We start from the raw sequence: 15,955 nt of genomic DNA, 5'->3' as shown, positions 1-15,955 counted from the left end.
AAACTGACGCATAATGCCTTCCGCATGCAACGGCGACGATGATTAATGGCAGGATTAATGATGGCTAGACGCATATTGGTCGTGGAAGATGAAGCACCGATTCGGGAAATGGTATGCTTCGTACTGGAGCAGAATGGTTATCAGCCGGTCGAGGCCGAAGATTATGACAGCGCGGTAACGCAACTGTCGGAGCCTTTTCCAGAGCTGGTGCTGCTGGACTGGATGCTGCCGGGCGGTTCGGGCCTGCAGTTTATCAAGCATATGAAACGCGAGGCGCTTACCCGCGATATCCCGGTTATGATGCTGACCGCGCGCGGCGAGGAAGAGGACCGCGTGCGTGGGCTGGAAGTCGGCGCGGATGATTACATTACCAAGCCGTTTTCCCCCAAGGAGCTGGTGGCGCGAATTAAGGCGGTGATGCGCCGCATTTCGCCGATGGCGGTTGAAGAGGTGATTGAAATGCGCGGATTGAGCCTCGATCCCTCCTCCCACCGGGTGACGACGGAAGAACTCGCGCTGGATATGGGGCCCACGGAATTTAAACTGCTGCACTTCTTTATGACGCACCCTGAGCGGGTTTACAGCCGCGAGCAGTTGCTGAATCATGTGTGGGGCACTAACGTTTATGTGGAAGATCGTACCGTTGATGTGCATATCCGCCGGCTGCGCAAGGCGTTGGAAACCAGCGGGCATGACAAAATGGTGCAGACCGTTCGGGGAACGGGGTATCGTTTTTCAACGCGTTATTGAAGGTTGCCGTAGCGGAGAAACATTAACGTGCTAGAACCTCTCTCATGGAAAAGGCTGGCGCTGGAGTTGGCTTTTTTTTGTCTGCCCGCGCTATTACTGGGATTGATCTTCGGCTATCTGCCCTGGTTTCTGTTAGCCGCCGTTCTGGCGGCGCTGTGCTGGAATTTTTATAACCAGCTTAAACTCTCCTATTGGCTGTGGGTCGATCGCAGCATGACCCCGCCGCCCGGCCGCTGGAGCTGGGAACCGCTGTTCTACGGTCTTTATCAGATGCAACTGCGCAACCGGCGGCGGCGGCGCGAGCTGGCGCTGTTGATTAAGCGTTTTCGCAGCGGCGCCGAATCCTTGCCGGATGCGCTGGTGATCACCACCGAAGAGGGCGCCATTTTCTGGTGTAATCATCTGGCGCAACACCTGCTCAGCTTCCGCTGGCCGGAAGATAACGGGCAGAATATCCTCAACCTGCTGCGTTATCCCGAATTCGCCGACTATATGAAAAGGCGGGATTTCAGCCGTCCGCTGACGCTGCAGCTGAATAACGCCCACCACGTCGAATTCCGCGTGATGCCCTATTCGGAAGGGCAACTGCTGATGGTGGCGCGCGATATTACGCAGATGCACCAGTTGGAAGGCGCCAGACGCAACTTTTTCGCCAATGTGAGTCATGAGCTGCGCACCCCGCTGACGGTATTGCAGGGCTATCTGGAGATGATGCAGGATGAAACGCTGGATAACGCCCTGCGCAACAAGGCGCTGAATACCATGCAGGAGCAAACGCGGCGTATGGACGGACTGGTAAAACAGCTGCTGACGTTATCGCGTATCGAAGCGGCGGCGGCGATCGATCTCAACGAGAAGGTGGATATGCCGCTGATGCTGCGCGTCTTGCAGCGTGAAGCCCAGGCGCTGAGCCAGGATCGCCACGAGCTGGTTTTTCGGGTGAATGAGCAACTGCAGATTTTCGGCAACGAAGAACAGTTGCGCAGCGCGGTTTCCAATCTGGTCTACAACGCCGTTAACCATACGCCGACGGGCACGCGTATTGAGGTTTGCTGGCAGAAAACGCCGCAGGGCGCGCAGTTTCAGGTGAGCGACAACGGGCCTGGGATCGCCGGTGAACATCTGCCGCGCCTGACGGAGCGCTTTTATCGCGTCGATAAGGCGCGTTCGCGGCAGACCGGCGGCAGCGGATTAGGGCTGGCGATCGTCAAACACGCGCTCAGCCACCATGATTCCCGGCTGGAGATCCTCAGTGAGCAGGGGGCCGGTTCGCGCTTTGTGTTTACGCTGCCGAATCGGCTGATTGCGCCTGCGTCCGCGGCTGAAAATACCGTGAAACCCTTAGCCTGACGGCGGCGGACGCCATTGCTTAACCTTGAGACGGGGGGGAGGCATAAACTTGAAATTTACTCAATCACGGTGAAAATTCTTCAATTGCCCGCGAATCGGGCGCGTGGCAGCATACGGTAAATTTAGACGTCCAGATGTCTGAATGGTTGCCGTCGGTGACTATCACGCAGGCTGCCCATTATTCCACTATTTCGCCGCCGTCGCCCATCGGGGCGCGGGCCGGCAACCAGGAGCGACCATGGCTAAAACACTTCCCCCATTCCGCGCCGACGTCGTCGGCAGTTTGCTGCGTCCGGCGGCGATCAAGCAGGCCCGCCTGCAGTATCAGTCCGGCGAGATTGATGCGCTGCAACTGCGGCAAATAGAAGATCGGGAAATCCTGCGGATTGTCGAGCGGCAGCGCGAAACGGGCCTGCAGGTGGTGACGGATGGCGAGCTGCGCCGCAGCTGGTGGCATTTTGACTTCTTCGGCGAGCTGAACGGCGTTGAACGCTACGAAGCCGAGCAGGGGATCCAGTTCAACGGTATTCAGACCAAGTCGCTGGGCATTAAAGTGACGGGGAAAGTGAGCTTTAATCCGCGGCACCCGATGCTGGAGGATTTCCGCTATCTGAACGGCATTGCGGGGGATGCGGTGGCGAAAATAACCATTCCCAGCCCCAGCGTGCTGCATTTCCGCGGCGGCCGTAAAGCGATAGACAGCACGGTATACCCGGATCTGGCGGACTATTTCGACGATCTGGCGCAAACCTGGCGCGATGCGATCCACGCCTTTTACAATGCCGGCTGCCGTTACCTGCAGCTGGACGATACCGTGTGGGCCTATTTGTGCTCGGACGATCAAAAGCGCCAGATCCGCGAGCGCGGCGAAGATCCCGACCAGCTGGTGCGCACCTACGCCGCGGTGCTGAACAAGGCGCTGGCGGATAAGCCGGCCGATCTGGTGATTGGGCTGCACGTCTGCCGCGGCAATTTCCGCTCTACCTGGATTTCGGAAGGCGGATACGAACCCGTGGCGAAAACGCTGTTTGGCGAAGTGAATGTGGACGCTTTCTTCCTGGAGTACGACACGGAACGCGCCGGGGGTTTTGAGCCGTTACGCTTTATCAAGCCGGGTCATCAGCAGGTGGTGCTAGGACTGATTACCACTAAAAACGGCGAACTGGAAAATGCGCAAAGCGTTCAGGCGCGTATTGCAGAAGCGGCGAAGTTCGTCGATATCAACCAGCTTTGCCTTAGCCCGCAGTGCGGCTTCGCCTCCACCGAAGAGGGCAACAGCCTGACGGAAGAGCAGCAGTGGAATAAGCTGAGGCTGGTGGTCGATATCGCCGATCGGGTTTGGTGATCGCCTCGTTTTTATACTGAAGATCCTCCGCGCCGGGAGCGACGTTGAAAACCGCTCCTGGCGAGAGGAATCCCCAGAAAATAATTAAGTATTATTTGATAGATCGTCTTAGATAGCAGGATGTGGTCTTTTAAAGGTTTTCCTTCGCGTAAAAAATCGCGCTGAGGTGGGCGTGACCGCCGGGTGAGCCGCAGGGACGCGGCGAAAGCCAGTGCCGCGCCGGGAGCGCGTCAATGGCGGCCCGATCAGCGGTCACGAACGCCGAAGGCATCGCGTAGCGACGCGATTTTGCGAAAAGCCCGGGGCCACGGGGCGGCGGCGACTGAGCCGCCTCGTGTCGGGCGCGTGCAGCGACGGTTGCAGAAATCGACTGAGGTTAGCGTGCACGAAACCCTCACCAAGCTTACAGACATTCCTTTCCCTGATTTGTGGGGATTCCTCAGACTCCCGGCGTTTTTTTATCCCATAAGTTTATTCTATGGCTTCATCATGCATTTTTTATGATTTTTGTGCAGTTTATTGCAATGTATCGTCTTTAAATGCACAAATCATGTATCAGGTAATTTACGATAGTTGATATTATCTGTTGTTTACATTATTTAATTCAGTTGAAAACTCTAGTTTTTCGATATCGGCTTGTCTTTTAGCGCTATAAACGTTCTAATTGCCCCCCAATATGGCTGTGCGCCAAAAACAAACTCCTATAAATCTGCACGCCGCCTTTGTCTTGGCTGAAGGACGGTGGTAGCAGCACAGTTTTTTCTTCTTCTTATCGATTTATACAGGCAACGCGACATAACTATGAGTCATCGTTTAACGTCCAAAGATATCATGGCATTAGGTTTTATGACCTTTGCCCTGTTTGTCGGCGCGGGGAATATCATTTTCCCGCCGATGGTGGGGTTACTGGCGGGCGAACACGTCTGGATGGCCGCGGCCGGCTTTCTGCTTACCGCGGTGGGGTTGCCGGTGCTGACCGTCGTGGCGCTGGCGCGCGTCGGCGGCGGTATTGACGCATTAAGCTCCCCGATCGGCAAAAAGGCGGGGGTGGTATTGGCGACCGTCTGCTATCTGGCGGTTGGCCCGCTGTTCGCCACGCCGCGTACGGCCACGGTCTCGTTTGAGGTCGGGCTGGCGCCGCTGGTGGGAAACGCGGCTTCTCCGCTGCTGATTTATAGCCTGATCTACTTTGCGATCGTCATCGCGGTTTCGTTATACCCCGGAAAACTGCTGGATACGGTAGGTCACGTGCTGGCGCCGCTGAAAATCGCCGCCCTGACGGTACTGGGCATCGCCGCGGTGCTGTGGCCGGCCGGTTCGCCCATCCCGGCGACGGAAACCTATCAGCATGTGCCATTCTCCAACGGTTTTGTGAACGGCTATCTCACCATGGATACGCTGGGCGCGATGGTGTTCGGTATCGTTATCGTCAACGCCGCCCGTTCGCGCGGCGTTGATAGCGCGCAACTGCTGACGCGCTACACCATATGGGCGGTGCTGATTGCCGGCATCGGCCTGACGCTGGTCTACCTGAGCCTGTTCCAACTGGGCGCCGCCAGCGGCGCTTTGGTGCCGGAGGCCTCCAACGGCGCCGAAATTCTGCATGCCTACGTCCAGCACACGTTTGGCGGCCTGGGCAGCAGTTTTCTGGCGTTGCTGATATTTATCGCCTGCATGGTAACGGCGGTCGGTCTGACCTGCGCCTGTGCGGAGTTCTTCGCGCAGTATCTGCCGTTCTCATACCGTACGCTGGTCTTTGTGCTGGGCGGTTTCTCCATGGTGGTGTCCAACCTTGGTTTAAGCCACCTGATTCAGCTCTCCGTCCCGGTGCTGACGGCAATCTATCCCCCCTGCATCATTCTGGTATTGCTGAGCTTTACGCGCTCCTGGTGGAATAACAATTCGCGTATTGTGGCGCCGGTTATGTTGGTCAGCCTGTTGTTCGGCCTGATTGATGGTATAAAATCGTCGGCCTTCAACGCGCTGTTGCCGGCGTGGAGCCTGCGCCTGCCGCTGAGCGAGCAGGGGCTGGCCTGGCTGCCGCCATCGTTGGTGGTGTTGCTGGCGGCGGCGATTTACGACCGGCTGGGTGCTCATCAGGAAGCCAGAGTACATCAATAACGCGGTCGATTTGGGATGTATGCGCCACAGGCAATAGCCTGTGGTTTTTCTTTTTCAACAGGTTGCTTATCTATGGAACAACAAACCGCCAGGCTTAAGCGTGGGCTAAGTACGCGGCATATCCGTTTTATCGCCCTGGGTTCGGCGATCGGAACCGGTCTTTTTTATGGTTCGGCCAACGCCATTCAGATGGCCGGGCCCAGCGTCCTGCTGGCTTACCTGATCGGCGGGGTCGTGGCTTATATCATTATGCGGGCGCTGGGCGAAATGTCGGTGCATAACCCGCAGTCCAGCTCTTTTTCCCGCTATGCGCAGGATTATCTCGGGCCGCTGGCGGGCTATATCACCGGCTGGACCTACTGCTTCGAGATGCTGATCGTCGCCATTGCCGACGTCACCGCATTCGGCATTTATATGGGCGTGTGGTTCCCGGAGGTTCCCCACTGGATCTGGGTGCTGAGCGTGGTGCTGATTATCGGCGCCATTAACCTGATGAATGTGAAAGTCTTCGGCGAGCTGGAGTTCTGGCTCTCTTTCTTCAAGGTCGCCACCATCATTATTATGATTTTGGCGGGGATCGGTATTATCGTCTGGGGCATCGGCAACGGCGGCGAGCCCACCGGCATCCATAACCTCTGGACCAACGGCGGGTTCTTCAGTAACGGCGTGATGGGGATGATCCTCTCGTTGCAGATGGTGATGTTTGCTTACGGCGGGGTGGAAATTATCGGTATTACCGCCGGCGAGGCCAAGGATCCGCAAAAATCCATTCCCCGGGCCATCAATTCCGTTCCCTGGCGCATTCTGGTGTTCTATGTGGGCACGCTGTTTGTGATCATGTCGATCTACCCCTGGAACCAGGTCGGCACCCAAGGCAGCCCCTTTGTGCTGACGTTCCAGCATCTGGGGATTACCGCCGCCGCCGGCATCCTCAATTTTGTGGTGATCACCGCCTCGCTGTCGGCGATTAACAGCGATGTGTTCGGCGTCGGCCGCATGCTGCACGGCATGGCCGAGCAGGGCCATGCGCCGCAAATCTTTACCCGCCTTTCCCGTCGCGGGATCCCGTGGGTAACGGTGATGGTGATGATCACGGCGCTGCTGGTGGCGGTATATCTGAACTACATCATGCCGGGCAAAGTCTTTCTGGTTATCGCCTCGCTGGCGACGTTCGCCACCGTTTGGGTATGGATTATGATCCTGTGCTCGCAAATCGCTTTCCGCCGCCGCCTGAGCCGCGAGGAAGTGAAGTCGCTGGCTTTCCCGCTGCGCGGCGGTACGGCGACCTCGCTGTGCGCCATCATTTTCCTGTTGTTTATTATCGGCTTGATCGGCTACTTCCCGGCGACGCGGGTTTCGCTTTATGTCGGCGTTATCTGGATCGTACTGCTGCTGGCGGGCTACCTGATCAAGCTGCGCCATCAGCGGCGGTAGGGCGGGCATACGGGGATAAAGGTTTTATCCCCGTTTTACTTGCCGCGGGCGGTGAGTTAACGGGCGGCAACCACATGGCGCGCCAGCGCCTGCATATCATAGCCGGTCGGCGTCTGATGCACGCGCAAATCGAATTCCGGCATAACGGCGAAGATATGGTCGAAGATGTCCGCCTGTATGCTTTCGTACTCCACCCAGGCGGTGGTATTGGTAAAGGCGTAAATTTCCAGCGGTAAGCCTTCCGGCGTCGGCGCCAGCTGGCGCACCATCAGCGTCATGCCTTTATGAATCCCCGAATGCGCGCGCAGATAAGCCTGAAGATAGGCGCGGAACGTCCCCAGGTTGGTCAGCCGGCGTCCGTTGAGCGGGGAGGAGAGATCGACGCCGTCCTGCGCGTTATACTGCTGCAATTCATTGGTCTTGTGCGCGATATACGGCGAGAGCAGCCTGCTGCGCAGCAGCCGCTGCTGTTCGGCTTCGGTCATAAAATGCACGCTGGTGGTGTCGATATTGACGCTGCGCTTGATGCGGCGGCCGCCCGATTCCGACATGGCGCGCCAGTTTTTGAACGAGTCCGATATCAGGGCGTAGGTGGGGATGGTGGTGACGGTATTGTCCCAGTTTTTGACTTTAACCGTGGTCAATCCGATATCGATTACCGCGCCGTCGGCGCCGTATTTCGGCATTTCCAGCCAGTCCCCCAGCAACAGCATATTATTGGCCGAGAGCTGAATCCCCGCGACCAGCCCCATAATCGGATCTTTGAACACCAGCATCAGGACGGCGGTCATCGCCCCCAGACCGCTGATCAGAATCAACGGCGATTTTCCTATCAGCAGCGACACCACCATAATGCCGATCACGATGGTGGCGATCAGCTTCAGGCTTTGAAATATTCCCCGCAGCGGCAGCTGGGTGGCGACCTTCGAACGCGATGAAACGGTAAGAAGGATATCAAGCAGCGAAAACAGCACCAGCAAAGCGAAGATCATGATCCAGACCTGAGAACAGATCACCAGCGCTTCACGGGTTTCACTGTGCGACGGCAGCCACAGCACCACCTGGATATTGAGAATAATGCCCTGCAGCAGAAAGGCCAGGCGGTTAAACAGATTATGCTGCGTTAACGCCTGCTTCCATCCGGGGGCGCCGGCGTTGTCCGATTTGGTTAACGAACGTAATACCACTCTTTTTAACACCACCTGATGAAGAATCAGATGGATGACGGCTGAAATCAGCAATATCAGCCCGAGAACAATCAGTAGCGCAATCATGCCAGCCTGTTGCATTCCCGCGTTTTCCAGCCACAGTGCAAGATTTTGTTGCATGCGTTTCCTCTTTTTTATATCGGCAAACCGGCCGGGGGGTGTTTATGGTGCGTACCCTAGGCTAAAGATTTTGGGCGCGGTCCGTCAATTTTTGTTTTTAGGGCCTGAAGGGGATGACAATAGCAGGAAAAGAACGCTAAGCGGGGGATATAAAAAAGCCAGCGGCCTTGGGCCGCTGGCTTAGGGGAAAGTACGGCGGGATTACAGCTTGTCGGCGTTTTCCGTCAGGTATTTCGCTACGCCGTCCGGTGACGCGCCTATGCCGGATTTGCCTTTTTCCCACTGGGCCGGGCACACTTCGCCGTGCTCTTCGTGGAACTGCAGCGCGTCGACCATGCGCAGCATCTCATCGATATTGCGGCCCAGCGGCAGATCGTTCACCACCTGATGACGCACGATGCCCTCTTTGTCGATCAGGAAAGATCCGCGCAGCGCCACGCCGGCGTCCGGGTGTTCGATTCCGTAGGCTTTCTGGATCTCGCGTTTAACGTCGGCGACCATCGCATATTTTACTTCGCCGATGCCGCCTTTGGCGATCGGGGTTTGACGCCAGGCGTTATGCACGAACTCGGAGTCGAAAGAGACGCCGACCACTTCAACGCCGCGCTGCTGGAATTCGGCGTAACGGTGATCGAAGGCGATCAGTTCCGACGGGCAGACAAAGGTAAAATCCATCGGCCAGAAGAAGATCACCGCTGCTTTACCGTCGATATGTTTTTTCAGGTTGAAATTTTCAACGATTTCGCCGCTGCCGAGAACGGCCGCGGCGGTGAAGTCAGGGGCTTGACGAGTGACCAGTACCATAATTACTCCTGTAATTTGTCGTTAATGGTGGAGTGATGTACAAAACAGCAGTAAGTATAGGGATTTTAGCGCGGCGAATACAGGCAAAGAGACCAATCGATGAGATAGCTTTTACCCATTGAACCAATAGGGCATATATATCATAGCCTGGCGTTAACCATGCTAAATATAAGGATAATAAGCGGAAGGATGCCGATAAACGCGCCGGTTTACAGCCGCTGTGCCTGCGCCAGCGCCATCATCCGCGGATAGAATTGCCAGAAAAGCGTTTCAAATTGCGCATAGTTTTGCTCGATATCGCCGAACGAGCCGGAAAGCGCCGCCAGTTTAGGCCGCCGAAGCGACATTCTGTGCAGCACCTCGGCAATAAACGGCAGTTCCGCATAGCGTTCCAGCCAGCGTTCCGGCCACAAATAGCGATTCAGATGCTGAAAGCGATCGGGCGTTTGCGCCAGATGCGGCGTAATTTGCCCCTGCGCCTGGCTGACAAAGGAGGAGAGCGATATCCGCGGCTCCAGCCGTTGCCAGTGGCGGGCGAGAAAGTGATCCCATAACACATCCAGCGTAATCGGCGCGACGCGGCGGTAGTCGGCGCTGAAATGCCGGCGCGCCTGTTTCACCTCCGGCAGGCTGTCGGTCAGTGAATCGACCCGGCGATGCAGACGAATGCCCGCGACGATATCGGCGGGGTAGCCGTCCTGGGGATTGCCGCGGACGAAATCCGCCATCAGATTGCCTAACAGCGAACTGTCGGCCAGCGCGGCCAGGTGGAGGTGAGCAAGAAAATTCATGGCGACAGTATAATGCATTGCGTCCGCCGCGTGCTTATTTCTTGCAGCCTGCCGCTCGCGGCTCTAGACTAGGCCGCCTTTTTTAACGTATTAACCAGCTAAGTGAATTGTCATGCGCGTTGCCGATTTTTCGTTTGAACTTCCCGAATCATTGATTGCCCACTACCCACAGGCGCAGCGCAGCGGTTGCCGGCTGCTGTCGCTGGACGGGCCGACGGGAAAGGTGACGCACGAGGTGTTTACCGATTTGCTGAATAAGCTGGATGCGGGCGATCTGCTGGTGTTCAACGATACGCGGGTGATCCCCGCGCGGCTGTTCGGCCGCAAGGCCAGCGGCGGCAAGCTGGAGGTGCTGGTCGAGCGGGTGCTGGATGAACGCCGGGTGCTGGCCCACGTGCGCGCGTCGAAAGCGCCCAAGCCCGGAACCGAGCTGCTGCTGGGCGACGACGAGAGCGTTCGGGCGACGATGGCGGCCCGCCATGACGCATTGTTTGAACTGCATTTCGACGACTCCCGCGACGTATTGTCGATTCTGAACGCCATCGGCCATATTCCGCTGCCGCCTTATATAGACCGGCCGGACGAAGAGGCCGACCGCGAGCTGTATCAGACGGTGTACAGCCAGCGTCCGGGCGCGGTGGCCGCGCCGACGGCCGGATTGCATTTTGATGAACCCATGCTGGCGGCGCTGCGTGAAAAGGGCGTGGAAATGGCGTTCGTCACCCTGCACGTCGGGGCCGGAACCTTTCAGCCGGTGCGGGTGGAGTCGATAGAAGATCACGTGATGCACGCCGAATATGCCGAGGTGCCGCAGGCGGTGGTTGACGCGGTGCTGGCCTGTAAAGGGCGCGGAAACAAGGTGGTGGCGGTCGGCACCACGTCTGTGCGTTCGCTGGAAAGCGCCGCGCAGGCCAGCAAGGATGCGCTGATTGCGCCGTTTTTCGGCGACACGCGGATCTTTATCTATCCCGGCTATCGCTACCGGATTATCGATGCGCTGGTGACCAACTTTCACCTGCCCGAATCCACGCTGATTATGCTGGTGTCGGCGTTTGCCGGCTATCGGCACACCCTGTCCGCCTACCGGCAGGCGGTGGCCGAGCAATACCGCTTTTTCAGCTATGGCGATGCGATGTTTATTACCCGCAACCCCGCGGCGGAACAGGAGCAAGCCGGATAGTTTCCCGGCCCGATCGTCCATACGCGCCGCAGACCAGGCTCTGTCAGGCGTTCATTTGATATTATCAACATCAACATCGGACTGTTTTTCCGATGCTGGAGGTTAAGTGAAGTACGAACTGCAAACAACCGACGGCCGGGCCCGGCGCGGCAGACTGATTTTTGAACGCGGCGTGGTGGAAACCCCGGCGTTTATGCCGGTGGGCACCTACGGCACGGTAAAAGGGATGACGCCGGAAGAAGTAAAAGAGACCGGCGCGCAGATCCTGCTGGGTAATACCTTTCACCTGTGGCTGCGTCCCGGCCAGGAAATTATGAAATTGCACGGCGACCTGCATGATTTCATGCAGTGGCACGGGCCGATCCTCACCGACTCCGGCGGTTTCCAGGTGTTCAGCCTGGGGGATATCCGCAAGATCACCGAAGAGGGCGTGCATTTCCGTAACCCCATCAACGGCGACGCCATTTTCCTCAGCCCGGAAAAATCGATGGAAATCCAGTACGATCTGGGCTCGGACGTGGTGATGATCTTTGACGAATGCACCCCTTACCCCGCCGACTGGGACTATGCCAAGCGCTCGATGGAGATGTCCCTGCGCTGGGCGAAGCGTAGCCGTCAGCGTTTTGACGAACTGAATAATAACAATGCCCTGTTCGGCATTATTCAGGGCGGCGTTTACGAAGATTTACGTGACGTATCGGTAAAAGGGCTGGTAGACATTGGCTTTGATGGGTACGCTGTGGGCGGTTTGGCGGTTGGCGAGCCGAAAGCGGACATGCACCGTATTCTGGAGCACGTCTGTCCGCAGATCCCGGCGGATAAGCCGCGCTACCTGATGGGCGTCGGCAAGCCGGAGGATTTGGTGGAAGGCGTGCGGCGCGGCATTGATATGTTTGACTGCGTGATGCCGACGCGCAACGCGCGCAACGGTCATCTGTTCGTCACCGACGGCGTGGTGAAAATCCGCAATGCGCAGCACAAGGACGATGTGAGCCCGCTTGACGAGCATTGTGATTGCTACACGTGTCGCAATTATAGCCGCGCCTACTTGCATCATCTTGACCGTTGCAACGAAATACTCGGGGCGCGGCTCAATACCATCCATAATTTGCGTTATTATCAACGTTTGATGGCGGGTTTACGTCAGGCCATCGAAGAGGGTAAATTAGAGCGCTTTGTGGTGGATTTTTACCAACGGATCGGCAAACCGATACCGCCGCTTGCTGAAAAAAACGTTGCTGACAGTAACTGACCGCCAGCTTTGAAATGTGTTTTTTATATTATTCACTGTTGTAACGTTGATAGCCTATCTTTCGATAGCTTATCTTTTTGACAAAAAAGAGGAAATTTAAATGAGTCTTTTTATCTCCGATGCTGTAGCAGCGACTGGCGCTCCGGCTCAGGGAAGCCCGTACTCTCTGGTTATCATGCTGGCCGTTTTCGGTCTGATTTTCTACTTTATGATCCTGCGTCCGCAGCAGAAACGCGCCAAGGAACATAAAAAATTAATGGATTCCATCACCAAGGGTGATGAGGTTCTGACCACCGGCGGTCTGGTCGGGCGGGTGACGAAAGTGTCTGAAACCGGCTACATCGCCATTGCGTTGAATGACACCAATGAAGTGGTTATCAAACGTGATTTCGTGGCTTCCGTACTGCCGAAGGGCACGATTAAAGCCCTGTAATTTTTGATTTTCCCGAAGGGAACTGCCGTGTTAAACCGTTATCCTTTGTGGAAGTACCTGACGCTGATCGTGGCTTTGCTCATCGGTCTGCTCTATGCGCTTCCTAACCTGTATGGTGAGGATCCGGCGGTACAAGTTACTGGCGCGCGGGGAACCGCCGCCAGCGAAACGACGCTGATCCAAGTCCAGAATGTATTAAAAGAGCAAAATATCACCAGTAAGTCGATTGCATTGGAAAACGGTGCGATTCTGGCTCGCTTCTCCAACCCGGACGTTCAGATCCGCGCCCGTGAAGCTCTCCTCACTGAACTGGGCGACAAATTTGTTGTGGCGCTCAACCTGGCTCCGGCCACCCCGACCTGGCTGCGCGTCCTGGGCGCGGAACCGATGAAGCTGGGGCTCGACCTGCGCGGCGGCGTTCACTTCCTGATGGAAGTGGATATGGATACCGCATTGGGCAAGCTGCAAGAACAGACCCTGGATTCGCTGCGCAGCGATCTGCGCGAGAAAAACATCCCTTACGCCGCAGTGCGTAAAACCGAAAATTACGGCGTCGAAGTGCGTTTCCGCGATGCGCAGACCCGGGATGACGGCGTGAGCTATCTGACCAGTCGCCACCGCGTTCTGGTCATCAGCGCCAGCGGCGGCAATCTGCTGCGCGCGGTAATGAGCAACGAGCGCCTGCGCGAAGCGCGCGAATATGCGGTGCAGCAAAACATCAATATCCTGCGTAACCGCGTCAACCAGCTGGGCGTCGCCGAACCGCTGGTGCAGCGTCAGGGCGCCGACCGTATCGTCGTCGAACTGCCGGGGATTCAGGACACCGCCCGGGCCAAGGAAATTCTGGGGGCGACCGCCACGCTGGAATTCCGTCTGGTGAACAGCGACGCCGACGCCACCGCGGCGGCCAACGGCCGCGTGCCGGGCGATTCCGAATTGAAGAACATGCGTGACGGCGCGCCGGTCGTGCTGTTCAAGCGCGTTATTCTGACCGGCGACCACATCACCGACTCCACCTCGAGCACCGATGAATACAACCGTCCGCAGGTGAATATTTCACTGGACAGCGCCGGCGGCAACACCATGTCCAACTTCACCAAGGACAGCATCGGCAAGCTGATGGCGACGCTGTTCGTTGAATACAAGGACAGCGGCAAGAAAGACGCCAACGGCCGGGCGATCCTGGAGAAGCAGGAAGAAGTGATCAACGTGGCGACGATTCAGTCGCGTCTGGGCAACAGCTTCCGCATTACCGGCATCGACAATCCGAACGAAGCGCGCCAGCTTTCCCTGCTGCTGCGCGCCGGCGCGCTGATTGCGCCGATCCAGATTGTGGAAGAGCGCACTATCGGCCCGACGCTGGGGATGCAGAATATCACCCAGGGTCTGGAAGCCTGCCTGTGGGGCCTGGTCGCCTCCATCGTCTTTATGGTGGTCTATTACCGTAAATTCGGGGTGATCGCCACCACCGCGCTGATCGCCAACCTGGTGATGATCGTCGGCGTGATGTCGCTGCTGCCGGGGGCGACGCTGACCATGCCGGGCATTGCCGGCATCGTGCTGACGCTGGCGGTGGCGGTCGATGCCAACGTACTGATAAACGAGCGTATCAAAGAAGAGCTGAGAAACGGACGCAGCGTCCAGCAGGCGATTCACGAAGGTTATAAAGGCGCATTCTCCAGTATTGTGGATGCCAACCTGACTACCCTGATTACCGCGATTATCCTGTACGCTGTCGGTACCGGTTCGATTAAAGGCTTTGCCATCACCACGGCGATTGGGGTAGCCACCTCAATGTTTACGGCGATTGTCGGTACTCGTGCCATCGTCAACCTGCTTTACGGCGGCAAACGCATTAACAAGCTGTCTATCTGAGGAGTGCGTTGTGGCACAGGATTATACTGTTGAACAACTGAACTACGGACGCCGGGTCCACGACTTTATGCGTTGGGATAACGTCGCGTTTTTGATTTCGGGAACGCTGCTGATCCTCTCGCTGATCGTGATGGGCGTACGGGGCTTTAACTGGGGATTGGACTTCACCGGGGGGACGGTGATTGAGATCAATCTTGAAAAACCTGCCGATCTGGATCTGATCCGCGATTCATTACAGAACGCCGGGTTTCACGATCCGCTGATCCAGAACTTCGGCAGCAGCCGCGACGTGATGGTGCGTATGTCGCCGAACGTCGGCACCTCCGGCCAGGAGCTCGGCAACCGCGTATTGAGCGTTATCAATCAGGGCACCGAGCAACAGGCAACGGTAAAACGCATCGAGTTCGTCGGTCCCAGCGTGGGGAGCGATCTGGCTCAGGCGGGCGGCATGGCCCTGCTGAGCGCGCTGATCTGTATCCTGATTTACGTCGGCTTCCGCTTCGAATGGCGGCTGGCGCTGGGGGCGGTTATCGCGCTGGCGCATGACGTGGTGATCACCTTGGGGGTGCTGTCTCTTTTCAAGATAGAGATCGACCTGACTATTGTGGCGTCGCTAATGTCGGTCATCGGCTACTCGCTGAACGACAGCATCGTGGTCTCCGACCGTATCCGCGAGAATTTCCGTAAAATTCGCCGCGGCACGCCTTATGAGATCATGAACGTCTCGCTGACGCAAACCCTGAGCCGTACCATTATGACGTCGGCGACCACCCTGGTGGTGGTGCTGATGCTGTATATCTTCGGCGGCGCGATGCTGGCGGGGTTCTCGCTGGCGATGCTGATCGGCGTATCGATCGGCACCGTGTCATCCATCTACGTGGCTTCCGCGCTGGCGCTGAAGCTGGGGATGAAACGCGAGCATCTGCTGGTGCAGAAAGTGGAGAAAGAGGGCGCCGATCAGCCTTCGATCCTGCCTTAAGCCTGCGTTATGCGGTAATAAAAAGAACCCACTCCCGTATAGTCATCCCCGCGCAGGCGGGGATCTGCAGGAATGACGGATTTGGATTTGCTATTACCAATGGCTACTTTGTCAATGGTCTGAAAACCCCATTCGTTGGGGTTTTTTTATGGCGGCCGTCGCAAGCGACGTTGAAAATCGCTCCTGGCCTGAGAGATCCCCTCAAAATCTATCCTCCTGATAAATTTCCTCAATAATAACAGGGATTGCCGCCATCAGAGCCAGCAAGGTCTCGCGCTCTGTTTCCGGCATCCCTTCCTTCCTCAACACCTGC

The 15,955-nt window shown here is 57.0% G+C and carries 13 protein-coding genes; 10 read left to right on the top strand and 3 right to left on the bottom strand.

Going from position 1 to position 15,955, the window contains the following annotated elements; all coding sequences use genetic code 11:
* Window positions 1-60: 60 nt before the first annotated feature.
* The 5 genes from phoB (at window position 61) to proY (ending at window position 7,000) form a co-directional block, all read left to right on the top strand.
* The gene (gene phoB, locus MFP24_RS04055) at window positions 61-750 is read left to right on the top strand and encodes a phosphate response regulator transcription factor PhoB (protein WP_009114067.1); all 690 of its coding nucleotides are present in this window, start codon (window positions 61-63) and stop codon (window positions 748-750) included.
* A 27-nt stretch (window positions 751-777) separates the two neighbouring features.
* Window positions 778-2,100: a phosphate regulon sensor histidine kinase PhoR gene (gene phoR, locus MFP24_RS04050; RefSeq protein ID WP_249229402.1), complete on the top strand. Its 1,323-nt coding sequence runs from the start codon at window positions 778-780 to the stop codon at window positions 2,098-2,100.
* 238 nt (window positions 2,101-2,338) lie between these two features.
* A complete protein-coding gene (locus MFP24_RS04045; protein WP_249229403.1) occupies window positions 2,339-3,445 on the top strand; it encodes a cobalamin-independent methionine synthase II family protein in 1,107 nt (368 codons plus the stop codon).
* Between the two features lie 801 nt (window positions 3,446-4,246).
* The gene (gene brnQ, locus MFP24_RS04040; protein WP_249229404.1) at window positions 4,247-5,566 is read left to right on the top strand and encodes a branched-chain amino acid transport system II carrier protein; all 1,320 of its coding nucleotides are present in this window, start codon (window positions 4,247-4,249) and stop codon (window positions 5,564-5,566) included.
* A gap of 72 nt (window positions 5,567-5,638) precedes the next feature.
* On the top strand, window positions 5,639-7,000 hold the full coding sequence (gene proY / locus MFP24_RS04035; protein WP_249229405.1) for a proline-specific permease ProY: 1,362 nt from the start codon (window positions 5,639-5,641) through the stop codon (window positions 6,998-7,000).
* Window positions 7,001-7,056: 56 nt separating this feature from the next.
* Here the strand turns inward: proY and MFP24_RS04030 are convergent, their stop codons facing one another.
* The 3 genes from MFP24_RS04030 to MFP24_RS04020 all read right to left on the bottom strand — a co-directional run bounded on the left by MFP24_RS04030 (window position 7,057) and on the right by MFP24_RS04020 (window position 9,923).
* Window positions 7,057-8,328 (bottom strand): mechanosensitive ion channel family protein, encoded by a 1,272-nt coding sequence (locus MFP24_RS04030; RefSeq protein ID WP_249229406.1) that lies wholly within the window; start codon window positions 8,326-8,328, stop codon window positions 7,057-7,059.
* A gap of 201 nt (window positions 8,329-8,529) precedes the next feature.
* Window positions 8,530-9,132 (bottom strand): peroxiredoxin C, encoded by a 603-nt coding sequence (locus MFP24_RS04025; RefSeq protein WP_249229407.1) that lies wholly within the window; start codon window positions 9,130-9,132, stop codon window positions 8,530-8,532.
* 209 nt (window positions 9,133-9,341) lie between these two features.
* Window positions 9,342-9,923, bottom strand: a complete 582-nt coding sequence (locus MFP24_RS04020) for an acyl carrier protein phosphodiesterase (protein WP_249229415.1) — start codon at window positions 9,921-9,923, stop codon at window positions 9,342-9,344.
* A gap of 112 nt (window positions 9,924-10,035) precedes the next feature.
* On the opposite strand from MFP24_RS04020, the gene queA reads away from it, so the two are divergent.
* The 5 genes from queA to secF all read left to right on the top strand — a co-directional run bounded on the left by queA (window position 10,036) and on the right by secF (window position 15,642).
* Window positions 10,036-11,103, top strand: a complete 1,068-nt coding sequence (gene queA, locus MFP24_RS04015) for a tRNA preQ1(34) S-adenosylmethionine ribosyltransferase-isomerase QueA (RefSeq protein ID WP_249229408.1) — start codon at window positions 10,036-10,038, stop codon at window positions 11,101-11,103.
* A gap of 106 nt (window positions 11,104-11,209) precedes the next feature.
* A complete protein-coding gene (gene tgt, locus MFP24_RS04010; protein ID WP_249229409.1) occupies window positions 11,210-12,355 on the top strand; it encodes a tRNA guanosine(34) transglycosylase Tgt in 1,146 nt (381 codons plus the stop codon).
* A 100-nt stretch (window positions 12,356-12,455) separates the two neighbouring features.
* The gene (gene yajC / locus MFP24_RS04005; RefSeq protein WP_009114057.1) at window positions 12,456-12,788 is read left to right on the top strand and encodes a preprotein translocase subunit YajC; all 333 of its coding nucleotides are present in this window, start codon (window positions 12,456-12,458) and stop codon (window positions 12,786-12,788) included.
* A gap of 27 nt (window positions 12,789-12,815) precedes the next feature.
* A complete protein-coding gene (secD, locus tag MFP24_RS04000) occupies window positions 12,816-14,663 on the top strand; it encodes a protein translocase subunit SecD (protein ID WP_249229410.1) in 1,848 nt (615 codons plus the stop codon).
* A gap of 10 nt (window positions 14,664-14,673) precedes the next feature.
* On the top strand, window positions 14,674-15,642 hold the full coding sequence (gene secF / locus MFP24_RS03995; protein WP_249229411.1) for a protein translocase subunit SecF: 969 nt from the start codon (window positions 14,674-14,676) through the stop codon (window positions 15,640-15,642).
* Window positions 15,643-15,955: the final 313 nt, after the last annotated feature.

Source organism: Brenneria tiliae (genome assembly GCF_023347575.1).
In the GTDB taxonomy this organism is placed as follows: domain Bacteria; phylum Pseudomonadota; class Gammaproteobacteria; order Enterobacterales; family Enterobacteriaceae; genus Brenneria; species Brenneria corticis.
This window is presented reverse-complemented; position numbering and strand designations above follow the sequence as displayed.